The organism is Bacillus sp. MT94, from assembly GCF_058792475.1.
Map to the genome: position 1 here is coordinate 338556 of NZ_JBXAEZ010000001.1, position 20957 is coordinate 359512.

Consider the following 20957-nt stretch of genomic DNA (forward strand, 5'->3'; position numbering starts at 1 on the left):
GAGCCATTTCCTTGGGAGCGAATAAAGTAGTAGGACGAATATATATAAAATTTAAACAAAAATAAAGTTTGGTATAAGGGAGGAGTAATCCAATAATAATACGGAATTCACTTGAAGTTTTGTTGCAAGAAAAAAATTTTTCAGCAATTTAATTATTCATAGGATTTACTTCAAATGTTGTTTTAGAATCCATTTTCAAATTTTTAATGAAAATGGATTAGAACTATTACAGATGCTTAAAAAAGGAGAAATAAACAAATGAAACTATTACCAATTGGAACAGTCGTTAAAATAGAAGATATAGAACAAATTGTAATGATTATTGGAAGAATGGTCATATCAGCAGATAAACGTGATTTTGATTATGTGGGTGTTCCTTACCCAATAGGCTATCTAGGGGATGAAAAAGTATTATGTTTTAATCACGATAAGATTGTAGAGGAAATGCATAGAGGGTATATGACTGAGAGTGAAATAGTTCTACGCGAGAAATTATTAGAATTATAGACTAGTTGGAAAATACGATAGGGGAAAATAATGAGAACCCTTGTAATCATTGGCATACTTATCCCGCCGATACTGCTGTGGAGTGTTCCGGATACTCCTCTAAATGATAAACTATTGTTTACAGGTTTACAACTAACTGTAGGATTCACCACAGTAGTAGCGTTAGAGATTATATTTAAAAATCGAAAAAAGAAGAGGGCAAAATAGAGATAGATTGTATGGAATAACAGCTGAAAATATGTAACATGTATTATTAATCGTTTTACTTGGGAGGTGACCTACTGGTTGCCTCTTTTAACGTTATGCTTATAGTTTTATCTGAAAAAGAAAAAAGGAGCAATCAAGCATGTTTAAACAAGGGCGTATTTTAATGTGTACTTTTACCGCAGTGCTATTTTTTCTCCCTTCTTCTTTCCACAGCCAATGGGAAAAAAGGTTTTAACAGCTATTGTTGCTCTAATTATTGGTGGAGTATGTATTGAGATTTCCTGTTTATTGGAAAATTTCAGTAGCAAGTCGAAAAATATATCTAAATAAGAAAAGAGAATAACGATAAAGCGTTCCTAATTGGTTCAGTTGAAAAGATAAAAGATTTAAATTGTTTTTTTATGTTATAAAAATTAACAAGCGTTAACAAGTAAATGCGTAGTATATCATATAGTAACGGCAAGCGGAGTACATGTGAATAGATATTAGTTAAGAAGAGGCTACTTATAATAGGCAGCCTCTCCTGCGTGTATTATGCATTATTATCGATACATCGTCCACATCCCAATGTCTTTAAACCCTAGTCGTTTATAAATTCGTCCAGCAGCTGGATTGTTATAAAATAAACAAAGTGTTCGGCCTTCTTTCGTAAAGTCTTGAATCATTTTTTGTAATATGAGTGAAGCGTAGCCATTTCCGCGATAATTCGGGTGTGTACATACACCAACTACCATAGCAGATAATGAATTTTCAGCGGAAGTAGAGGCGGATGCGATGATTGCACCGTCTTTTTCAATATAATATGTACGTCCTGTATTTGTTTCGATAGCCTGCCTTAATATTTTCTCTGATTCATTAGTAGTCGGAAATTCAGCGATGTCACTTCTTAATTGCATAATTCGCTCTACATCATCTAGTGTGGCAAGTTTAATTGTTTCTTGGATAGGCGTGCTAGGTAAGTTGTTGTCATTTAGACATTCGCAAAAATACATTTCATTTTTGGCGCCTAATTGTAGACTTGGAGAAGTTTCAAACCTTTCTACAATAGTTGACTTGCCAGAGAGTTTAAGCGGTTTATATGCGGAAAGAAGTGCCTCATAATCAATGGTAACAAAGTCTTCTTTACTATATGGTATAAATGAATCGTGGAATCGGAGTAGAATTGATTTTAATGTCCCATTCTCTTTAAATACTCCCCATAATTCTTGAAAATCTGTGTCATAACCGAAAGCTTCAATATCTCCAATAATAAACAAGTTAATGGCTGCTTCTTCTTTTAGGTAAGCGAATACTTGTTCATGATCTTTCTTTGTTAATTTTCGCATCATAACGAATCGACCTCTTTTTTATTTTTTCTAAATATTACAACTTAAGTTTTTTGAAATCAATATAAAATTTTATGTTTAGTTCACAAACTTTCGGAAAAACTAGGAAAGATATGACAAAGGAGGTTATGAACGGTGGATCATCCAATTCAAGGGTTAATGAAAGCAGCAATGGAAAATTTAAAAGAAATGGTTGATGTAAATACGATTGTTGGAGAGCCTGTTCAAACGGCTGACGGTGGTGTGGTGTTAACGGTTTCTAAAGTAGCGTTCGGTTTTGGAGCAGGAGGTTCTGATTTCCAAACGAATGATGGACAAAGAGCGAACGGTAACCCTGCATTTGGTGGCGGTAGCGCGGGTGGTGTTTCTATTACACCAGTAGCATTTCTTGTGGTGAATAAAGATGGAGTAAATATTCTTCATCTACAAAATGCGACACATTTAGCAGAAAAAATGATTGAATTAGCTCCACAAACAATTGATAAAATTCAATCGATGTTCCAAAAAGAAGAAAAGAAAGAGGGAAATCATCATCCTCAAAACCCAGATGAAATCCTTTAAAAACGCCTGCTTATGAGCAGGCGTTTTTTCTTGTAATCACTATGTAATAAAACACATGAAATTGTAAATAGTTTTTGAAGTTTTTTCTATGTTTCTAAAATTTTTCATGTTAAAATATGCTATAGAATTGAAACATATAAAACGAAGGTGGCTAGGTGCTTTGTCTGGAGGATCTGACCAAGTAAAGAATATGATATATATTAATGGTAATCGTCGAGGTCATTGTTTTATTACATCAGGAATTACGTTTAAAGAGTTTGCGAGTAACATCCCTTCACCGCTTCATCAAGTGTTGCTTTTGAAGCACAACTTTGAATGGACGGATTTTCATTATCATACTTTATTTGAATATGTTGAGGAAGAAAATATACATAAGTTAATTCAAGCAGAGATTGATGAATTTGATGAATTTTGTTGGGTAGATTTTGATGATGCAAGCGATTTAGATGAATTAGAGCCGAAAGAAATTGCAGAATTATTATATTTGGCTCACAAAAAAGAACCACTTGCAAGAACATTCTTTCCGTTACTGAAAAATAGATTTGTTTATTTTTCACATGATGACGGATGGTACAACAAAGTGTATTATCGTAGAATTGCCGATTTTGTAGGAATGTTAAGTAAAGTCATTCCGTATAAACTCGGTGCTTTCGGTAAGAAACGTTTTTCTTTCTTCCAAAAATCAAAAATTTTCCCAGCAATTTCAAAAGAATTGATTATGGGACTTATTCCACTAATGGAAGATGGTCTTTACATAGATCTAGCAGGGAAGATTGAGTCAAGAAGAGGTCTTGAAATTCCGGTATATGTAGTTGGTTCGTATGAAAGTACGGATGAGGTGCTAGATAATATCGATGAATTGAAAGAGGAAGCAACAGAAACAGGTTGGCTCATTTTTGATAAGAAAGAACAAGAGTGGCAATGGGTTGTTGACTAAGAAAACTTGGCGCATGAAGTCAAGTTTTCTTGTCATTTGAAAGGAGTACAAATGAAGAAATATTATACAATTGTGGGTATTGTAAGTATTATTCTCGTGGCAATATTACTTATAACTTGTCCGAAAGAATCAGATTTTAAAGTGTATGTAGAGGATAAGTATGCGTTGAATTGTAATGAGAGTAGTTTTGAATGCACGCAAAATGTAGATGGTAAAAAAGAAAAACTACAATTTGAAAGTACAGATGCACGAAATGGTGTATTCTTTATGACTGTAAAGCAAACATTTAAAACAGAAGCTGGTGTTTCAAAAGAATATAGCGGAGTAGGAATGTTTGGTACATTTCTTTTTGTTTCAGAGAAGACTTTCTAGTAATAGAAGGTCTTTTTTTTATGCTTATGTTCATATAGATGAAGTAAGACAAGCATAGGAGGGATAGCGATGAAGAACACATGTATCGTTTGCGGTGGTGAGGAGTTTTTTTCCTCAACATTATATGCACGTACGAAACAAGATTGGGCATATGCACCAAACATGTATCGGTTTGAAAAAGTATTTATTGAGCATAGGGATGAAGAAAATTATCCAGTGTTTCAAGAAATTACAGCGAAACATTGTTGTGGATGCGGTCATATTATGTTGTATCATGAATGAACACACCAAGTATAACTTGGTGTGTTTTTTTAAAACGCTGACAAAGCAAGCGGATAAAGTAAAGTAAATAAAACAGAAAAACTACCAAAACCAATTGCTGTATATCCAAGTGTTCTTGCTCCGAAATTGACAGCTAATAGGCCAACTAAAATTGCTAGGGAGCCGAGCGTAACTGGATAAAAAGCAATGGAGAATAACGAAAGAAATAAAGCGACATAGCCTACCATTGCGCCGGTATTTGTACCTTCTATTTCATTTGCAATTTCTTTACGCTTATGTCTAATTGGTATGCCAGCTGGTGATATTTCAGCAGCATACTCTTCGTTTTTTTCACCACTTTTAAAATGATGATTTCTCTTTCTTCGCATGTACATCCCTCTCTTTCAATTGGGTGTACCTATAGTATCTTACATAAAGGTAAGAACATGAGTATGAGTTAAACCCAAGTAAAGCAAAAAATGGAGAATACGTATTCCATCGTTAACATATCCATTTCCTATTGAAGATAAAGTGCGGGATTTTTTCCATCACAACTGATTATCAGCCAGCAACAATTGGATTTTTATGAGCAGTTCTCTCCCATTAACTGGTCCGCATCCATTGAATTTTGAGGTAGGTGTCTTACTGCAAGCGGGATAAAACAGGAATTTTGGAAAATGATGTAGAATGAAATGAATGATAATACGTGAAGGTAGGGGAATGTATGACAACATTTAATTGGCATGAATCAGCAGAGAAGAAATGGGATAGTAGTGCGGAGTTTTGGAATAAAAATAGTCAGGAAATGTGGGATAGCGGGAGTAGGAGCACAATTATTCCGTTTTTTGAACAATACGTAAAGAAAGAAGCACAAGTGCTCGATGTTGGTTGTGGTGATGGGTACGGTACATATAAATTAAGTAGCGCAGGCTATAAAGCAGTGGGAGTAGATTTATCGGAAGTGATGATTCAAAAAGGTAAGGAGCGCGGAGAAGGACCAAATTTATCTTTTATAAAAGGAGATCTTTCTGCATTACCATTTGAAAATGAGCAATTTGAATCAATTATGGCAATTAATTCTTTAGAGTGGACGGAAGAGCCATTACGAGCGTTAAATGAAATAAAGCGTGTGTTAAAGAAAGATGGATATGCATGTATTGCAATTTTAGGACCGACAGCAAAGCCACGAGAGAACAGTTATCCTCGCTTGTATGGAAAAGACGTTGTTTGTAATACGATGATGCCTTGGGAATTTGAACAGTTAGCGAAAGAACAAGGTTTTAAAGTTGTAGATGGCATCGGCGTATATAAGCGCGGAGTAAACGAGAAGATGTTAGGTCAACTACCTACAGAGTTGCAACAATCGTTAACATTCTTATGGGTATTTATGTTAAAAAACGTATAAAGAAATGAAAGAATTTTTAGGAGGTAAATAAGTGCAGAAAATACAAAAAACTGATACAATATCATCAGAACCAATTAAAGGGGGACTAGGGTATATGACAACTACTACAACAGTGAAATCCGATATTGAAATCGCACAAGAAGCGAGTATGAAGAAGATTCAAGAAATTGCAGCTGATTTAAATATTTTAGAAGATGAATTAGAGCCATACGGGCATTATAAAGGTAAGTTATCTCTTGATATTTTTAAGCGCTTACAAGATGAGAAAGACGGTAAAGTTGTTTTAGTAACAGCAATTAACCCAACTCCAGCTGGAGAAGGTAAATCAACAGTAACAGTTGGTTTAGGTCAAGCTTTTAACAAAATTGGTAAGAAAACAGTAATTGCACTTCGTGAACCATCTCTTGGACCGACGATGGGATTAAAAGGTGGAGCAGCAGGTGGCGGTTTTTCACAAGTCGTACCAATGGAAGACATTAACCTTCACTTTACTGGAGATATCCATGCGATCACAACTGCCAATAACGCATTAGCAGCGTTTATTGATAATCATATCCAACAAGGAAACACACTTGGAATTGATACGCGTAAAATCGTTTGGAAACGCTGCGTTGACTTAAATGATCGTGCCCTTCGTAACGTAGTAATTGGTCTTGGTGGACCTGTACAAGGTGTACCACGTGAAGACGGTTTTGACATTACAGTAGCATCTGAAATTATGGCCGTGTTCTGCCTTGCAACAGATATTCAAGACTTAAAAGCACGTTTATCTCGCATCGTAGTTGCCTATAACTTTGCAAATCAACCTGTAACGGTTAAAGATTTAGGTGTAGAAGGTGCGTTAACACTATTATTAAAAGACGCATTAAAGCCGAACTTAGTACAAACGTTAGAAAATACACCAGCTATCATTCATGGCGGACCATTTGCGAATATCGCTCACGGTTGTAACAGTGTTATCGCTACAACAATGGCAGCAAAATTAGGTGATTATGTTATTACAGAAGCTGGATTCGGTGCTGATTTAGGCGCTGAGAAGTTTTTAGATATTAAAGCTCGTGCAGCTGGCATTAAACCAGAAGCAGTTGTTATTGTTGCGACGATTCGTGCGCTTAAAATGCATGGCGGCGTTGCAAAAGATCAATTAAAAGAAGAAAATGTAGATGCATTAGCAAAAGGTATGGAAAACTTACAGAAGCATGTTGAAACAATTCAAAGCTTCGGTGTGCCTTTCGTAATTGCAATTAATAAATTCATTACAGATACAGATGCAGAAGTTACATACTTACAAGAGTGGTGTAATGAGCGTGGCTATGCAGTATCCTTAACAGAAGTTTGGGAGAAGGGTGGCCAAGGCGGAGTTGACCTTGCTGAAAAAGTACTAAAAGAAATCGAAAAAGGTGAAAACAACTACGCACCACTTTATGAATTAGAATTACCATTAGAAGAAAAAATTCGTACAATTGCTCAAAAAGTGTATGGCGCAAAAGATATTGAATTTGCTCCGAAAGCACGTAAGCAATTAGCTCAATATGAAGGAGAAGGTTGGAGTAACCTACCAGTTTGTATGGCGAAAACACAATACTCTCTTTCTGACGATGCAACAAAATTAGGTCGTCCATCTGACTTTATCGTTACAATTCGTGAGTTAAAACCATCTATCGGTGCAGGCTTTATCGTTGCGTTAACAGGTACAATGTTAACAATGCCAGGTCTTCCAAAACAACCAGCAGCACTTCAAATGGATGTAAATGAAGATGGAAAAGCAGTAGGTTTATTCTAAAAGGTTGTAATTCATCTCGTTTATCTGTAAACTATATATACATCAAGTGGCGCCTTTCCATCGAAAGGCGCCTGTTTTTTGGAGGAAATTATGTTTGATCCAACTGCTTTTGACAATTTAAAAGTAATCGTAGAAGGTGCTGTGTATGATTTTGATCTACATGGAGATATTCTTGTAACAGATCGAAAAGATATGATGGACCTTGCCTCATTAAGTCGTATATATCATATCTCATTTCAATTAACAGAACCGTTCGAACCATTAGTAGAAGCAACATTTTCATTATCTGTGGATGCAAAGAACTTGTCTGGTGAAATACTAGAAGTGCCTCAGTTTACACCAGGTTGTGAAATGAAGCTAGCATTTTCATTCCCGTTAGAACAACCAGAAGTAGGATGCGAAGAAATTGAAACTTTAATGCGTTCTATATGGGGAAAAGAAAGAATGATTATGCAGAAAGTTTCATACGAATATAATAAGCAAGCGATTTCATATCATAATAAGGTAGAGGTTCTATTTCAAAAAGCGATTACAGAAGACCATGTTGATGATTTAATAGCTGTTATTTCACACATGATAGAAACGGTGCGAACAATACAGCATTTTCTTCAAAAATAGAGATAAAGGAGAAAAACAAATGATAAAAGATATGCAACCATTTTTACAAGAAGCTTGGGAGAAGGCTGGTTTTAAAGAATTAACTGAAATTCAAAAACAAGCGATTCCAACTATTTTAGAAGGACAAGACGTTATAGCTGAATCTCCAACTGGAACAGGAAAAACATTAGCGTACTTATTACCCCTTTTACATAAAATTAATCCTGAAGTAAAACAGCCACAAGTTGTTGTTTTAGCGCCAACACGTGAACTTGTAATGCAAATTCATGAAGAGGTTCAAAAGTTTACAGCAGGAACTGAAATTTCAGGTGCATCTTTAATTGGTGGTGCAGATATTAAGCGCCAAGTTGAAAAATTAAAGAAACATCCGAGAGTAATTGTCGGTTCACCAGGACGTATTTTAGAATTAATTCGTATGAAAAAGCTAAAAATGCATGAAGTGAAAACAATTGTATTTGATGAGTTTGATCAAATTGTAAAACAAAAGATGATGGGCGCAGTACAAGATGTAATTAAATCAACGATGCGCGACCGTCAATTAGTATTCTTCTCAGCGACAATTACCAAAGCGGCAGAAGACGCGGCACGTGATTTGGCAGTTGAACCACAAGTGGTACGTGTAACACGTGCAGAGTCAAAAAGCTTAGTTGAGCATACGTACATCATTTGTGAGCGACGCGAAAAAAATGATTATGTAAGAAGAATTATGCATATGGGCGATGTAAAAGCAGTTGCTTTCTTAAACGATCCATTCCGTTTAGATGAAATTACTCAGAAATTGCAGTTCCGTAAAATGAAAGCAGCAGCTCTTCATGCAGAAGCAGGTAAGCAAGAGCGTGAAGCAACGATGCGTGCATTCCGCGGCGGAAAATTAGAAATTCTACTTGCTACTGATATTGCAGCACGCGGTATTGATATTGATGATTTAACACATGTAATTCACTTAGAATTACCGGACACAGTAGACCAATATATTCACCGCTCAGGACGTACAGGACGTATGGGTAAAGAAGGAACTGTCGTATCTCTTGTAACTCCACAAGAAGAGCGCAAATTACTACAATTTGCGAAAAAACTAGGCATCGTATTTACGAAGCAAGAAATGTTCAAAGGAACATTTGTAGAATCGAAGCCACCAGCACCTAAGAAAAAGAAACCAGCATTTACTGGGAAGAAAAAGCCTAGATAAATAATGGGGAAGGCGTAACTATTTATAGTTACGTCTTTTTGTTTGTAATTGAATAACAAAGGGAATTTAAATGTATCTATCTTATAAGAATTATCGATAAGGGTGAATCATTTCTCATTTAGTTTGTACAAGGAAGTAATATAAAAAAGTCGAATATTAAACTGATGCGAAATAATAAAAAGAAGGTACATATATGGATAGGAAATTAGGAATGTTTTTGAATACGAAACATATTGAAGTAAACGAAGGAATACAAAAAGCAAGGGAATGGGATTTAGAATATATTCAATTATATGCTATGAATAAAAACTTCAACTTAGCTAATATTCCAGTGGTAGAATGGACTGCTTTAAAGAAAAGCTTATCTTTTAATGGGATAAAGATTCCATCATTAGCAATTAGTTTTGGAGAAAATGGAATTACAGGAACAGAAGCTGACAGTGCAATAAATCAGATTAAATATATTACTGACAGAGGTTTGGAGCTGGGAGCAAAGATAATAACAGCTCATATTGGGAAAGTTCCAGATGATGAAAAAAGTGAGAGCTATGATAAAATGGTGCGGGTTTGTTATGAGATAGGGGAATTAGCATTCAAATTTGGGGGAGTCTTTGCTATTGAGACAGGATCTGAAAAAGCAATAGTATTAAAACGATTTTTAGAAAATGCAAACTCGAAAGGACTAGCTGTTAACTTTGACCCAGCAAATTTAATAAGTGATGTAAATGAAAATCCGTTAGAAGGTTTATTACTATTAAAAGATTATATAGTACAAACTCATATTAAAGATTGTAAAGAAGTGAAAAGTAATAGTTCAAGTAAGTATATAGAAGTAGCGGTAGGAAATGGTGAAGTGGATTTCGATATATTCTTCAAAGTATTAGATGAAATTGGATTCGACGGATATAACATGATTGAAAGAAACAATTATTTTGACGAACTGGATGGGATGAGTCAGTCGATAAATTTTGCAAAGAAGTACATACCAACTCAAAAGGAATAACGATACCAGCTGTAGAAAGCTACATAGAATGTAAAAAAACAATAGGAGGAATACAAATGATTCATAAAGTAGGACAAATTATGTTATATGTAAATAATCAAGATGAGGCAGTAAATTTTTGGACGGAAAAGGTAGGGTTTCATGTAGTTGCGGAGGAAGATAACAAGCAAGGAATGAGATGGATTGAAATTGCTCCAACTAACGTTGCTGAAACGAGCATTATATTACATAATAAAGAAGTTATTTCGAAAATGAGCCCAGAATTAAATCTTGGTACACCGTCCTTAATGTTCTTCTCAGAAAATCTGGATCAATTATATGCAGGTTTAAAAAATAAAAATGTTACTGTTGGAGAAATGGTAACTATGCCTTCTGGTAAAGTGTTTAACTTTGCTGATAGTGAAGGGAATTATTTTGCGGTTATGGAGAAGAACCAATAATAATATTGCTATGTGAAAATCCCCCTCAAATATATTGAGGGGGATTAAATCTTTGAAGTGGATTTTTCATGAGAGAGTTGTGTAATAAAAAATGCACCTTTTTCAATAGCGGTTTCAATGTAACCGACAATTTGATTAAACGTAAACACCTGTAAGTCTTCATGCAAATGTTGCTCGGGATACAACATATCTTCAAAAAGATACTTTCGAAAAGCTAAAACGTTTTCTTTAGAAACCTCTTCAATATCCACAATGTGAGCCTCTTGATTGAGAAGAGAGAAGAGCTGTTGTTCTTTATCGTAATGATGAAGCAACTTTGCATTTAACAATTTAAAATCGTTATAGTACAGGGGTGCGATAGTTTCGTCATTTTCTATTCTATTTTTTAGCCATGGTAGAAAAAAGCCACTTAGCCAATTATCATCGGCAATGAGGTGGGTGTAATAGCCTAAAATAAAGGGGGAATCTATATGTGCTTCGTATTTATGAAAAAATGAATCATAATCTATTCTTCTCGTATAGTTCTTCGTTGTACCAGCATAAAAATGTGAGGTTCCTTTTTCTTTTTTTGAATGAACAGCATCAGGGGCTACAGCTCCAAGTAAGAAAGAAGTTTTATCTTGAATACATAGTTTCTCAGCAATACCGTTAGCGATAATAACATGCATAATTCGTGATCCCATGAATGCCACCTCTGTTTCAAGTATTCATTTCAGGAAGAAGACTGAACAGTTAGTATTACTTTCCCTGTACTTTTTCTACTTTCGACCCATTCATGTGCTTTCCCTGCATCTGGAAGGGGAAAAGATTTTGTAGCTTTCATTTGCAAACTTCCGTCACGCAAATAACGGAAAACTTCATTTGCCGTTTCTTGGAGTAGTTCAGGACGTTTTTTCCGTGTAGTGCCAAAGCTAAAGCCTAGTATAGAGCGGCAACTTGCGTGTAAATCTTTCGTTTTGAAATTGCCAATTTTACCGCTTGCATTACCGAAATGAACGAGGCGACCGTAATAAGCTAGGCAGTTTAAACTTCTTTCAGAGACAGTTCCAGAAATAGAGTCCAAAATTATATTCACTCCTTCTCCGTTTGTCAGCTCATTGACTTTCTCTGCAAAATCTTCATCTTGATGACAAATAACATAATCAGCTCCAGCATCTAAAGCGATTTCTTTTTTCGTTTCACTTCCTACAGTACCGATAACTGTTCCAGCCCCTAATCGTTTTGCAAGTTGAATCGCGGTAGTACCAATTCCGCCAGCAGCTGCATGAATCAGCACGGATTCATTTTGTTGAAGCCTTGCAACATTCACGAGTAAATTATAGCTTGTGAAAGATACGATCGGACAAGCAGCTGCAGTTTGAAAGTCGACTTCATGGGGTAAAACGAAAGTGAGATTTTCATTTGAAACAACGTACTCTGCGTAAGATCCATTTTGAGGAAAAGCAATGACACGCTGTCCAGGTTGAATATTTTTCACATGAGAACCGACGCGTTCTACAATACCAGTTGCATCTATTCCTGGAATAAAAGGTAGTGCTTTATTTCCTTTTTTGCCATAACGTGATTTAATATCAGCGAAATTTACACTAGTAGCAAAAACGCGAATTAAAACTTGATCTTCTGAAATAGTCGGCATATCCACATCTGTATATTTCATCACTTCAGGACCACCGAACGACGTTACAACGATAGCTTTCATCATATATCCTCCTAAATTTGACTATATAAATCATTTTAAATCTTTATCAGAAATTGGAAAATTATATAATAGTTATGTGTGGTTATAAGTGAAGCTTATGAACTCATTGGATCATAATATTAATTTATATAAAAAATTTTTTCGGAAAAATCGAACGAAATATGAATTACTTGCCAATATATAGTGTAAGACAAAGGAGGGCTGGAATATGAAGGCTGAAATAGATTACGCACATTTAATTCGATTAACTTTATCAGGAAATAAAGAAGCGTATAGCGAATTGTATGATGTAACGATTCAAGAAGTATATAAAACAGCACATTTTTTAATTGAAGATAAAACGGATGTAGATGATGTCGTTCAAGAAGTATACATACAGCTATATGAATCGCTTCGTAAATATGATAGCGAGAAGCCATTTCGCCCTTGGCTAATTGGGCTTGCGATTAAACAAATTCATTCTTATAGAAGAAAGAGGTGGATGCGACTACGAATTATGAAAAAAGCAGAAGAGCAAAGAAAGCCAGTGCAAATTGATTTTTCTAATGATGTTGTAAGTAAAATATCAAACCAAAAACTAATCGAACTCATTCATAAATTACCGTATAAATTGAAACAAGTTATTATCTTAAGATACTTATACGAATATTCACAAGAAGAAGTAGCACAAATATTACATATTCCAATTGGTACAGTGAAGTCTAGAATTCATGCGGCATTAAAGAAACTACGTCAAAAAGAGCAAGTAGAAGAAATCTTTTTAGGAGAGGTAGGGAATGTGAAATGAGTTTAGATTGTAGAGTTAGAGAATCTATACGAGAAGAAGCGAAGGGGATTGTTGCCCCACCGGAGTTAAAAGAAAAAGTAATTGTTCAAATCAAAATGAATCGCGGGGGAAGTAAGGTGAAGAAACGTCTTATCGCCGGAGTGCTTGCAGCAGCATTTTTAATCCCTACGACCGGTTTTGCATATCAATCTATTATGGCGGATGGTATATACGGATCTTTTGAGAATTTAAAAAAACACGCCGGAGCGATGACATTAGAAACGTATATGCGTTTTAATGCAAAATTATCAGAAGCGAAAGATGAAATGAGTTCGAAGGAATATGAAGAGTTTACAAAAGAACTGAAAAAATTAACTAATGCAAAGCTTGCGTACGGGGATTCGAATGGTAATATAGATTATGATCAATTATCACCAGCTAAAAAAGAGGAATTGAAAAAGGTAGTAATGGAGCTTCATCCGTATTTTGATAAATTAAATGGCCATAAATCTAGTAAAGAAGTACTAACTCCTGAAGAGTATGAACAATATATGGAGGCGTTAATGTCACATCAAACTGTGTTAGTAAAAACGAAATCGAGTGGCGGGATAACAGTAGAAGAAGTGCCTGAGGCGTACAAAGAAAGATTTATTAAAGCGGAGCAGTTTATGGAGTATGTAGATGAAAAGGTGAGATAAGTAAAAAAGCTCAAAGCTTTAGCTTTGAGCTTTCTTTATTAAAAGAAAATAGAGCATTCAATTATATTTTTTCATCGTTGCATTGTCCTTTTGTATAAAACAATCTAATAGTGAATAACCAGCTATTAAACTAATAATCGTAACAAAAGTTGTATTTATTAGAATAATATTAACTAAATAAGGTAGGTATTCGGCAAGTGGTGAAAAGAGTAGTGCTGGGGAAAAGGAAATGAATAGTGTAGGCACTGTAATAGCAATAAATTTATCCGGTTGAAAGCTCCAGTTTTGTTTACTCGTTTCGCGATTAATAGATTGAAGGAAGCGTAATAAAATGCCAACTATAAGAGGGAAGAGTGTAAAGTAGAATAATCTTGGATAAACGTTAAAGTTCACTTGTGCATCTGTATCTAAATAAAATTGAATTTTTACTCCTACAAATAATAATAAGACGATAAATAATGTGAAGCAGAGGTATAGCATCACTTTTTGCATTATATTCCACCATCCTTTACTCAAAATATATTCAAAAAAAGAAGAGATATACAATAACTACTGTTGTATATCTCTTCTTTTACTGTTAGTTAATAGTGGAGTTTGATTTTTCTTGCTTCGTGAAATAATCAATAATGCCCATTGCGCTAATTTCTATATCTAAATGTAAAATATTATAAACGGAATGATCTGATGGAACGTTTAACTTTGTAAGATGAGAAGAGATCTTATCCATTAACAAAGTTTGTAAAGCTTTAGTTGCTTCATCGAAATCATTATACTTTTCAAAGACTTCCTTACCAGTATGAACGAAAATAGGTAGCCAATATTCCAGTTGATTATATACTTCTGTAACATGAGAGGATGCGCCGTAATGACCGAAATAAATAGTATCTACATTCATACTTTGAATGTGATTTTTAGAAGTAATCATCGCATCTGGTTGGAATTGTGAAGGGGACGTTGATGGTAGATATAACTCTACATCAACGTCTGCGAGTTCTCTATAATAAATTCCAATTGTATCGCCAGTAAAAATCCCGTTTGTTAATGAATCGTGAATGCTAATATGGTGCTTCGCATGTCCTGGTGTATCATAAAATGTAAGGGTGCGATCTTTTGCAATTTTTAACGTATCACCATGTTGTACAATATGAACACGTTCTTCTTCAATTGGAAGAATTGGATCAAAGAGTTTATCGAAATCTTCTTTGTAGACAGCTTTTGCACCTAAAATAAGTTTTGTTGGATCAATCATATGACGAGCACCACGAGAATGCACATATAACGTAGCATTTGGGCACTTTTCCATCATTAAACCAGCTGCTCCAGCGTGATCTAAATGCACATGTGTAACGATAATGTTTTTAACATCGTTTAAATCAATATGTAATTGTTGTAAGCCGTCTAAAATATACGGAAGAGAAGGGGCTGCACAAGTTTCAATTAAAGTAATATCGTCACCTAATAAAACGTACGTACCTGTTCGTTCATTATGCTGTAAATCGAAATCATCAATAAGATATAGGTGAGAAGATAATTGCTCTACTTTTTTCATAGTTACCACTCCTTATATACTGCATGTTTTTATTATACGCTAAAATAGAAAAAAGGCAGAAAACGAAGCTCGTCTTCTGCCTTTTTGTAATATTATTATTTCGTTTGTTGTTTATTAATAGACATAATGAACAGTCCAACAATCCCGCCTACTAATGGAAGCATAATCTCTCCTGCTAAATTAAAGTAGGAGCTTAAGAATAAACCATTTACATCGATTACCCAGCCAGTAACAAACAATAACATCATATATAGTACGAAATAAAACTCGCGATTTGAAATCGTTTCATGTTGTGCAGTTTTCATAATGAACACCATCCTTTTCTTTTATAATGGAATATAAACTGTCACATTTTGTTCACATTTCAATTGTAAAACTTTCCATCATAAAAGTCTAGTAGTTTGTGTCGAATTTTCGAACAGAAATAAAGCGCTATCATTACAACTTATAAGTACGTAATAAGAGCTGTATATTCACGAATGTAGTATAGTATAAACATAGAATGATAGTGAAGAGAGGGGCAAAGACAATGACAGTTTATGATTTTTCAGCTAAAACAATTACAGGTGAAGAAAAATCGTTAAAAGATTACGAAGGAAAAGCACTTCTTATTGTCAATGTAGCTAGCAAATGTGGTTTCACACCACAATATAAAGGATTACAAGAGGTATATGATAAATATAAAGACCAAGGACTCGAAATACTCGGATTTCCTTGTAACCAATTCGGGGGACAAGAACCAGGTACAGAAGCGGACATTACTAGTTTTTGTGAATTAAACTACGGTGTAAACTTCCCGATGTTTGCAAAGGTTGATGTGAAAGGTGATAAGGCTCACCCTCTATATACATACATGACAGAACAAGCACCAGGTTTACTTGGTATGAAAGCAGTGAAATGGAATTTTACGAAGTTTTTAATCGGAAAAGACGGGAAAGTAGTAGGGCGTTTTGCTCCGCAGACGAAGCCGGTAGATTTAGAGGTTGAGATTGAGAAGGTGCTTGGGGAATAAGTAGGAGTTTCACTTTATTAAAAAACGTCTCAAAGAACAATGTAGTTCTTTGAGACGTTTTCTTTAAACTCAAATTTTCAAGATTAAATAACTGTATCAAAGCCATCTGATTTAGGTGGAGAAGCTGCTTTTTTCATAAGTACTTCCCATAAGTGTACGGATTTCTTCCATTCTACCGTAGCCTGCCCCTGTTGATACATAGCGTTCTCATAACTGGCAGTAAGTTGTTGCATATCGGCCGAGTTGTAAAGTGTATCGATATGGAGAGCGTATTCTCGGAATGTTTGACTTTCACCCCGTGGTATGCCAATTCTCGCAAATTGTTTTAAAAGTGCACCGTAAGCTTTTTGATAAACAGCATCATCTTTTCGGTATTTATAGAAATGAATAATAAGAAATGTCATCCATTTCATTCTAGTGGTGAAGAGAATGTATCCTATAATACTAATTAGTATCGTAGAGAGGAATACGTACCACCAAGAAAAACTAGTTTTAGAATTTGTGACCTTTTTAGTAGAAGCTTCTTCTGTATTTTCAATTAAACTTTTAAGTTTTGCTTCATTATTTCGTTGTTGTATTTGCTCGTTATTAGAATTATTTGCTTCGCTATTTTGTGAAATAGGAGCAGGCGTATTATTTATAAAATTATAGGGATTAGTAAATCCTTTTGTCGGTTCGAATGGAATCCATCCGTATTCTGGGAAATATACTTCGACCCAAGAGTGTGCGTTATCGTTCGTGATTGTATAAACATCCTCACCTTCTGCAGAGGCAAGTGTATTGTCAAGAGTTCCTTCTGTATAGCCTTTCACCCAGCGAGCTGGAATCCCGGCAGAACGAAGTAGTACAATCATAGACGTCGAAAAATTATTACAGTAGCCGCTTTTTGTATCGAAAAGGAATTGATCTACATAATCTTGGCTTTTGGCAGGGAATGAGACATTCGTTGATTCGTATGTAAAAGAGTTGTCTGTGAAGTAATTTTCAATAGCTAATACTTTATCATATCGGTTGTCTTTATCATTTGTAAGATTGATAGCCAAGTCTTTTACGCGCTGTGGTAATGACTCGGGAAGTTGTGTGTACTTTGTCATAAAATAAGGATTTGTTTCTTGACCTTCATTTGTTTTTACAGCTTTCAAGTTTTTTATGGAAAACTCAGGGATCTCATATGTTACTTTATACGAATGTAAAGTAGTAGAAGAGTCTCCATTCATTGTATAAATTTTTTCTGAAAACGGGTCAACACTGTATGATACATCAGAAGAAGCTTCAACTGTTACTAATCCTGCTGGATAGGTAAGGTGAGGGTAACTTTTTTGCATGGTAATTGTTGCCTCAGTAGTTTCTGTTTTTGTATTTTGTTCGTACCAGCTTACGACGTCGTTTTTATTTTTAAAAGAAACCTTTTTCGGATTTTCAGAAACCTCCCAGCCTTTTCCGGTATAAAAATCTTTCGTTTCGACTCTCCAATATTGTTTGTTTTGCGTTTGTGCTGTGAAAACAATTGTAGGATCCGCCTTAAAAGGACCACCTAATCGTGAGTCATCTAAACCATACCCAATTGTAGAAACTTTTTTTTCTTTACTTGCTTCAGATGTGTTGAATTTTAAGAAATCCATTGGGTTTGGCCATTGAGGGCCAAATTTTGGAGCAAAGTATGCGATGGTTGCTAATAATACAATAAATATTGTAAGTGGTCTAAGTAATTTTGAGATTTCCCTAGCATAATTTTGTAAGTGTTCACGTTCTTTTATTCGTTCTACTTGAAGAAGACTAAGCATAAAAAAGCCGATGACAACAGTACGAATAATAGCGTAGTTTGCATTGTATAAATGTAAGTTATGAAAAGTTGCGATATAAATAATAGTCAATACAAGAAATAGAAACCCACGTTTTTTATGAATAATCCAAAATGAAGTAAAAGAACTCAAAAACCAAAATGAGAGAAAAAATAAAACCGTCGGAAAAACTGGAGAAATATCTAGTAAATTCCCTTGGAAAAACAGGGAGGAATTTCGAAACATATCAGAAAAGAATGCTGTTAGCCAAGATGGATTTATAAAAGCATTTTTATAATATAGGGAATGAATGATAAATAGGACTGTGACAATTTTTATTGGAATCTGCCACCTCGTTTGAAAAAAAGAGAGAGCGAAGCAAATTCCTATAAATGTTACGAAAATATCTAATCTACCTACATTTGTAATACCTATAAGAGGTCTTAGCCATTCTAGTAAAAGAAGAAATACACATGCATGCATAAAGAATCTGTTCGTATCCCACTTGTATTTTGTTTGTAATGTTATCATTTGCTCACCTCAAAAAACACGTTTGTATAACGGTTTTCATAAACCGTGTTTACAAATATTTGTCGTTTTTTTAGAGTTTCTATTATACTGATTTCTCGGTGTGAAAGTTGATTCGCTTTTTCTTTCACGACAAAAACCATACATTTTCTATTTCTTATAGCGGCACAATCAGCCGCCTTTTGAATATCGGGAGAAAGATTACTGGTCACGAGTATAACCGTGACGGGCTCATAAATTTTTCTTAGTTCCATGTCTACACTCTGGGAGAGCGGGAATACACTGTCTGCTTGCACTTTTGCTAAATGACAAAGGATTTGTTGTAACTGCGTATCTCCATTGTCTAAAGGGAAAATAGTTTGTTCTTTTCCGATAGACACGAATGATGCTGGTGAATTTTGTTTCAAGACAGTCCTTACGATAGAGGCAGTAAATGTGACGACTGATTCGAATAGAGGAGACTCGGTTCTGTCTATGAATATCATGACATTATGGCTGCGCTGTTGTTCAAACTCTTTTGTCATAATAGTGTTTGTTCGTGCAGTTGCTTTCCAATCAATCCATGAAAAGCGATCACCAGGTTTATAGTCTCTGACACCGACAGAGATTGTAGAGTCTTTTGCTGAATTTATATTTGCTGAAAGCGCTCCTTGTTCGAAATGATTTTCCAATTGTCGATATGCTATATCTACATACTGGGGATAGACTAAAAATGTATCTGGAACTGAAAAAGTTACTTCTTTCTCTATCATGCCGAATAAATCGCCAGTTTTGACACGAACGCTTGAAAAAGTGTGCTCGCCTCTAGGGATTGTGTTAATAACATATTGAAACGAAATATTTCGTTTCAATCCTGGGAAGAGTACTACCTTATTCATCTTTGTTTGTTTACAACTTATAAATTGTGGTGGCAGTTCATCTTCTATAACTAAATAAAGTAAGGGAAAAGGAAATTTTCTTTTTATTGTAATCGTGCTTACAAATTGTTCTCCTACTACATATCCATTTTGGTTTGTTATTCGTTTTACTTCAGCGTCCCGTAAAGCGTAGAAGGGGAGTAGTAGCGAATAAAGAGCAATGGGAATTGTGCTGTAAAACAAAAACCAACTGACAAACCCTCCTTGAAGCATAGCGTACACAAATGTTAAGACTAGACATAAAGGGAGTAGCAATAACTTCATAACGTGATATAGCGCTCGCAGCATTCGTTTCATCAAGGGTTCATCGTCCTTTGAGTAGGCACGGTAGTTCGTGCAACGATTTTTCCGATAACTTGTTCTCCTGTTATTCCTTCAAATTTTGCTTCCATTTTTAGAATGAGTCTATGTGCTAAAACGTAAGGAGCTAAAAATTTAACATCGTCTGGAATAACATAATTCCTGCCATGGATAAATGCATAAGCTTGTGAAGCTTTCATTAAAGCAATCGAGCCACGTGGACTTGCACCTAACTGTATAGAACTGTACGTACGAGTCTGATTAACAAGCTTTACAATGTAATGCTTAATTGCTTTGTCCATACTTACTACCCGTACGCTTTGTTGTAAATAAATTAATTCTTCTATTGTAGTAATGGTCTGTAATTGAGAGAGTGGATTTGTTTTTTCCATCCGGTTTAAAATTTCAAATTCTTCCTCTGGTGTAGGATATCCCATTTTTAGTTTCAATAAGAAACGATCGAGCTGAGCTTCTGGTAGAGAATATGTTCCTTCATATTCGACCGGATTTTGTGTAGCCATGACAAAGAACGGTTTTGGTAAAGGTCTTGTAATGCCATCTATTGTAATATTGCCTTCTTCCATACATTCAAGTAAAGCAGATTGTGTCTTTGGAGATGTACGATTAATTTCATCAGCAAGTACAAAATTCCCCATAATTGGTCCAGGCTTGAACTCAAATTGGAGCTCTTTCGGATTATAAATAGAAACTCCTGTTACATCTGACGGCAATAAATCAGGTGTAAATTGAATTCGCTTATAATCAGCATCAATGGATTTAGAAAGGGCACGTACTAGCATTGTTTTCCCGACACCAGGAACATCTTCTAATAGCACATGACCTTCAGCTAAGAGAGCTGTCAAAGCTAAGATTGTTTCTTTTCGTTTTCCGACCATTATTTTTTCAATATTATTGATTATTTTTTCTACAGTGGGATGTAATGAATCAAGCTGGGGCATCGTAATCCTCCTAATGTTATTATCGTTTTCTAATCAATTTAGTGGACATATTTCTAATTCTATATGTAGATAGTAAAACTTCTACCTTAAATTCTGAGAATATTCAGATTATTTATTTCGATTACATCTAGTATAATTGT

25 protein-coding genes and 1 pseudogene are annotated in these 20957 nt (G+C 35.0%); 16 read left to right on the forward strand and 10 right to left on the reverse strand.

Annotated features, from left to right (window positions below; genetic code table 11):
- Positions 1-258 precede the first annotated feature (258 nt).
- The 3 genes and pseudogenes from AC1Q51_RS01665 to AC1Q51_RS01675 all read left to right on the forward strand — a co-directional run bounded on the left by AC1Q51_RS01665 (position 259) and on the right by AC1Q51_RS01675 (position 1044).
- On the forward strand, positions 259-507 hold the full coding sequence (locus AC1Q51_RS01665) for a DUF4176 domain-containing protein (RefSeq protein WP_000771614.1): 249 nt from the start codon (positions 259-261) through the stop codon (positions 505-507).
- A gap of 30 nt (positions 508-537) precedes the next feature.
- Positions 538-714, forward strand: a complete 177-nt coding sequence (locus tag AC1Q51_RS01670; RefSeq protein WP_090976284.1) for a hypothetical protein — start codon at positions 538-540, stop codon at positions 712-714.
- A 139-nt stretch (positions 715-853) separates the two neighbouring features.
- Positions 854-1044 (forward strand): annotated as a pseudogene (locus AC1Q51_RS01675) (hypothetical protein).
- Positions 1045-1256: 212 nt separating this feature from the next.
- Here the strand turns inward: AC1Q51_RS01675 and AC1Q51_RS01680 are convergent.
- Positions 1257-2042: a GNAT family N-acetyltransferase gene (locus tag AC1Q51_RS01680; RefSeq protein ID WP_000984744.1), complete on the reverse strand. Its 786-nt coding sequence runs from the start codon at positions 2040-2042 to the stop codon at positions 1257-1259.
- 132 nt (positions 2043-2174) lie between these two features.
- Between AC1Q51_RS01680 and ytfJ the strand changes: the two genes are divergently transcribed.
- The 4 genes from ytfJ to AC1Q51_RS01700 all read left to right on the forward strand — a co-directional run bounded on the left by ytfJ (position 2175) and on the right by AC1Q51_RS01700 (position 4191).
- Positions 2175-2600, forward strand: coding sequence for a GerW family sporulation protein (ytfJ, locus tag AC1Q51_RS01685; protein ID WP_000349991.1), 426 nt, complete (start codon positions 2175-2177; stop codon positions 2598-2600).
- Positions 2601-2760: 160 nt separating this feature from the next.
- A complete protein-coding gene (locus tag AC1Q51_RS01690) occupies positions 2761-3537 on the forward strand; it encodes an oxalate:formate antiporter (RefSeq protein ID WP_000014087.1) in 777 nt (258 codons plus the stop codon).
- A gap of 51 nt (positions 3538-3588) precedes the next feature.
- Positions 3589-3909 carry a hypothetical protein gene (locus tag AC1Q51_RS01695; RefSeq protein ID WP_000761184.1) on the forward strand — a complete coding sequence of 107 codons (321 nt, stop codon included), beginning with the start codon at positions 3589-3591 and terminating at the stop codon, positions 3907-3909.
- A gap of 69 nt (positions 3910-3978) precedes the next feature.
- Positions 3979-4191 carry a hypothetical protein gene (locus AC1Q51_RS01700; RefSeq protein WP_000798747.1) on the forward strand — a complete coding sequence of 71 codons (213 nt, stop codon included), beginning with the start codon at positions 3979-3981 and terminating at the stop codon, positions 4189-4191.
- 29 nt (positions 4192-4220) lie between these two features.
- Here AC1Q51_RS01700 and AC1Q51_RS01705 read toward each other — a convergent pair whose 3' ends face one another.
- On the reverse strand, positions 4221-4559 hold the full coding sequence (locus AC1Q51_RS01705; RefSeq protein WP_001253201.1) for a hypothetical protein: 339 nt from the start codon (positions 4557-4559) through the stop codon (positions 4221-4223).
- Positions 4560-4894: 335 nt separating this feature from the next.
- Between AC1Q51_RS01705 and AC1Q51_RS01710 the strand changes: the two genes are divergently transcribed.
- The 6 genes from AC1Q51_RS01710 (at position 4895) to AC1Q51_RS01735 (ending at position 10608) form a co-directional block, all read left to right on the forward strand.
- Positions 4895-5575: a class I SAM-dependent methyltransferase gene (locus AC1Q51_RS01710; RefSeq protein WP_090976286.1), complete on the forward strand. Its 681-nt coding sequence runs from the start codon at positions 4895-4897 to the stop codon at positions 5573-5575.
- A 94-nt stretch (positions 5576-5669) separates the two neighbouring features.
- Positions 5670-7358: a formate--tetrahydrofolate ligase gene (locus AC1Q51_RS01715; RefSeq protein ID WP_014482011.1), complete on the forward strand. Its 1689-nt coding sequence runs from the start codon at positions 5670-5672 to the stop codon at positions 7356-7358.
- A gap of 90 nt (positions 7359-7448) precedes the next feature.
- A complete protein-coding gene (locus AC1Q51_RS01720) occupies positions 7449-7976 on the forward strand; it encodes a hypothetical protein (RefSeq protein WP_000460216.1) in 528 nt (175 codons plus the stop codon).
- Positions 7977-7995: 19 nt separating this feature from the next.
- Complete coding sequence (locus AC1Q51_RS01725) at positions 7996-9165, forward strand: DEAD/DEAH box helicase (protein WP_016512956.1); 1170 nt, start codon at positions 7996-7998, stop codon at positions 9163-9165.
- Between the two features lie 193 nt (positions 9166-9358).
- The gene (locus tag AC1Q51_RS01730) at positions 9359-10168 is read left to right on the forward strand and encodes a sugar phosphate isomerase/epimerase family protein (protein ID WP_110496516.1); all 810 of its coding nucleotides are present in this window, start codon (positions 9359-9361) and stop codon (positions 10166-10168) included.
- A 56-nt stretch (positions 10169-10224) separates the two neighbouring features.
- On the forward strand, positions 10225-10608 hold the full coding sequence (locus AC1Q51_RS01735) for a VOC family protein (protein ID WP_492331328.1): 384 nt from the start codon (positions 10225-10227) through the stop codon (positions 10606-10608).
- A 44-nt stretch (positions 10609-10652) separates the two neighbouring features.
- Here AC1Q51_RS01735 and AC1Q51_RS01740 read toward each other — a convergent pair whose 3' ends face one another.
- Together AC1Q51_RS01740 and AC1Q51_RS01745 are read right to left on the reverse strand one after the other, a co-directional pair.
- On the reverse strand, positions 10653-11291 hold the full coding sequence (locus tag AC1Q51_RS01740; protein ID WP_090976290.1) for a zinc dependent phospholipase C family protein: 639 nt from the start codon (positions 11289-11291) through the stop codon (positions 10653-10655).
- A gap of 29 nt (positions 11292-11320) precedes the next feature.
- Positions 11321-12307, reverse strand: coding sequence for a quinone oxidoreductase family protein (locus AC1Q51_RS01745; RefSeq protein WP_048567938.1), 987 nt, complete (start codon positions 12305-12307; stop codon positions 11321-11323).
- Between the two features lie 208 nt (positions 12308-12515).
- Between AC1Q51_RS01745 and AC1Q51_RS01750 the strand changes: the two genes are divergently transcribed.
- Complete coding sequence (locus AC1Q51_RS01750; protein WP_000642664.1) at positions 12516-13094, forward strand: sigma-70 family RNA polymerase sigma factor; 579 nt, start codon at positions 12516-12518, stop codon at positions 13092-13094.
- A complete protein-coding gene (locus AC1Q51_RS01755) occupies positions 13091-13771 on the forward strand; it encodes a DUF3600 domain-containing protein (protein WP_000050703.1) in 681 nt (226 codons plus the stop codon). The genes AC1Q51_RS01750 and AC1Q51_RS01755 overlap by 4 nt, the downstream gene beginning before the upstream one ends.
- A gap of 57 nt (positions 13772-13828) precedes the next feature.
- Here AC1Q51_RS01755 and AC1Q51_RS01760 read toward each other — a convergent pair whose 3' ends face one another.
- The 3 genes from AC1Q51_RS01760 to AC1Q51_RS01770 all read right to left on the reverse strand — a co-directional run bounded on the left by AC1Q51_RS01760 (position 13829) and on the right by AC1Q51_RS01770 (position 15625).
- The gene (locus tag AC1Q51_RS01760; protein WP_001174535.1) at positions 13829-14263 is read right to left on the reverse strand and encodes a hypothetical protein; all 435 of its coding nucleotides are present in this window, start codon (positions 14261-14263) and stop codon (positions 13829-13831) included.
- A gap of 85 nt (positions 14264-14348) precedes the next feature.
- On the reverse strand, positions 14349-15320 hold the full coding sequence (locus AC1Q51_RS01765) for an MBL fold metallo-hydrolase (RefSeq protein WP_043938463.1): 972 nt from the start codon (positions 15318-15320) through the stop codon (positions 14349-14351).
- Between the two features lie 95 nt (positions 15321-15415).
- On the reverse strand, positions 15416-15625 hold the full coding sequence (locus AC1Q51_RS01770) for a DUF3925 domain-containing protein (RefSeq protein ID WP_043938462.1): 210 nt from the start codon (positions 15623-15625) through the stop codon (positions 15416-15418).
- Between the two features lie 224 nt (positions 15626-15849).
- Here AC1Q51_RS01770 and bsaA point away from each other — a divergent pair, with 224 nt between their 5' ends.
- Entirely contained in the window at positions 15850-16332 is a 483-nt protein-coding gene (bsaA, locus tag AC1Q51_RS01775; RefSeq protein WP_000219434.1) for a glutathione peroxidase, read from the forward strand.
- Positions 16333-16415: 83 nt separating this feature from the next.
- Here the strand turns inward: bsaA and AC1Q51_RS01780 are convergent, their stop codons facing one another.
- The 3 genes from AC1Q51_RS01780 to AC1Q51_RS01790 are packed head-to-tail and all read right to left on the reverse strand — an operon-like array spanning position 16416 to position 20817.
- Complete coding sequence (locus AC1Q51_RS01780; RefSeq protein WP_492331329.1) at positions 16416-18644, reverse strand: transglutaminase TgpA family protein; 2229 nt, start codon at positions 18642-18644, stop codon at positions 16416-16418.
- The gene (locus tag AC1Q51_RS01785) at positions 18641-19855 is read right to left on the reverse strand and encodes a DUF58 domain-containing protein (RefSeq protein ID WP_097821811.1); all 1215 of its coding nucleotides are present in this window, start codon (positions 19853-19855) and stop codon (positions 18641-18643) included. Before AC1Q51_RS01785 ends, AC1Q51_RS01780 begins: the two co-directional genes overlap by 4 nt.
- Entirely contained in the window at positions 19855-20817 is a 963-nt protein-coding gene (locus AC1Q51_RS01790) for an AAA family ATPase (RefSeq protein ID WP_001135807.1), read from the reverse strand. Before AC1Q51_RS01790 ends, AC1Q51_RS01785 begins: the two co-directional genes overlap by 1 nt.
- Between the last annotated feature and the right edge of the window lie 140 nt (positions 20818-20957).

What these genes read in the sequence shown, in the direction of transcription:
- AC1Q51_RS01665 (WP_000771614.1), top strand. Translation starts at nt 259, where the DNA reads ATGAAACTATTACCAATTGGAACAGTCGTTAAAATAGAAGATATAGAA.
- AC1Q51_RS01670 (WP_090976284.1), top strand. Translation starts at nt 538, where the DNA reads ATGAGAACCCTTGTAATCATTGGCATACTTATCCCGCCGATACTGCTG.
- AC1Q51_RS01680 (WP_000984744.1), bottom strand. Translation starts at nt 2,042, where the DNA reads ATGATGCGAAAATTAACAAAGAAAGATCATGAACAAGTATTCGCTTAC.
- AC1Q51_RS01695 (WP_000761184.1), top strand. Translation starts at nt 3,589, where the DNA reads ATGAAGAAATATTATACAATTGTGGGTATTGTAAGTATTATTCTCGTG.
- AC1Q51_RS01700 (WP_000798747.1), top strand. Translation starts at nt 3,979, where the DNA reads ATGAAGAACACATGTATCGTTTGCGGTGGTGAGGAGTTTTTTTCCTCA.
- AC1Q51_RS01705 (WP_001253201.1), bottom strand. Translation starts at nt 4,559, where the DNA reads ATGCGAAGAAAGAGAAATCATCATTTTAAAAGTGGTGAAAAAAACGAA.
- AC1Q51_RS01710 (WP_090976286.1), top strand. Translation starts at nt 4,895, where the DNA reads ATGACAACATTTAATTGGCATGAATCAGCAGAGAAGAAATGGGATAGT.
- AC1Q51_RS01715 (WP_014482011.1), top strand. Translation starts at nt 5,670, where the DNA reads ATGACAACTACTACAACAGTGAAATCCGATATTGAAATCGCACAAGAA.
- AC1Q51_RS01720 (WP_000460216.1), top strand. Translation starts at nt 7,449, where the DNA reads ATGTTTGATCCAACTGCTTTTGACAATTTAAAAGTAATCGTAGAAGGT.
- AC1Q51_RS01725 (WP_016512956.1), top strand. Translation starts at nt 7,996, where the DNA reads ATGATAAAAGATATGCAACCATTTTTACAAGAAGCTTGGGAGAAGGCT.
- AC1Q51_RS01730 (WP_110496516.1), top strand. Translation starts at nt 9,359, where the DNA reads ATGGATAGGAAATTAGGAATGTTTTTGAATACGAAACATATTGAAGTA.
- AC1Q51_RS01735 (WP_492331328.1), top strand. Translation starts at nt 10,225, where the DNA reads ATGATTCATAAAGTAGGACAAATTATGTTATATGTAAATAATCAAGAT.
- AC1Q51_RS01740 (WP_090976290.1), bottom strand. Translation starts at nt 11,291, where the DNA reads ATGGGATCACGAATTATGCATGTTATTATCGCTAACGGTATTGCTGAG.
- AC1Q51_RS01745 (WP_048567938.1), bottom strand. Translation starts at nt 12,307, where the DNA reads ATGAAAGCTATCGTTGTAACGTCGTTCGGTGGTCCTGAAGTGATGAAA.
- AC1Q51_RS01750 (WP_000642664.1), top strand. Translation starts at nt 12,516, where the DNA reads ATGAAGGCTGAAATAGATTACGCACATTTAATTCGATTAACTTTATCA.
- AC1Q51_RS01755 (WP_000050703.1), top strand. Translation starts at nt 13,091, where the DNA reads ATGAGTTTAGATTGTAGAGTTAGAGAATCTATACGAGAAGAAGCGAAG.
- AC1Q51_RS01760 (WP_001174535.1), bottom strand. Translation starts at nt 14,263, where the DNA reads ATGCAAAAAGTGATGCTATACCTCTGCTTCACATTATTTATCGTCTTA.
- AC1Q51_RS01765 (WP_043938463.1), bottom strand. Translation starts at nt 15,320, where the DNA reads ATGAAAAAAGTAGAGCAATTATCTTCTCACCTATATCTTATTGATGAT.
- AC1Q51_RS01770 (WP_043938462.1), bottom strand. Translation starts at nt 15,625, where the DNA reads ATGAAAACTGCACAACATGAAACGATTTCAAATCGCGAGTTTTATTTC.
- bsaA (WP_000219434.1), top strand. Translation starts at nt 15,850, where the DNA reads ATGACAGTTTATGATTTTTCAGCTAAAACAATTACAGGTGAAGAAAAA.
- AC1Q51_RS01780 (WP_492331329.1), bottom strand. Translation starts at nt 18,644, where the DNA reads ATGATAACATTACAAACAAAATACAAGTGGGATACGAACAGATTCTTT.
- AC1Q51_RS01785 (WP_097821811.1), bottom strand. Translation starts at nt 19,855, where the DNA reads ATGAAACGAATGCTGCGAGCGCTATATCACGTTATGAAGTTATTGCTA.
- AC1Q51_RS01790 (WP_001135807.1), bottom strand. Translation starts at nt 20,817, where the DNA reads ATGCCCCAGCTTGATTCATTACATCCCACTGTAGAAAAAATAATCAAT.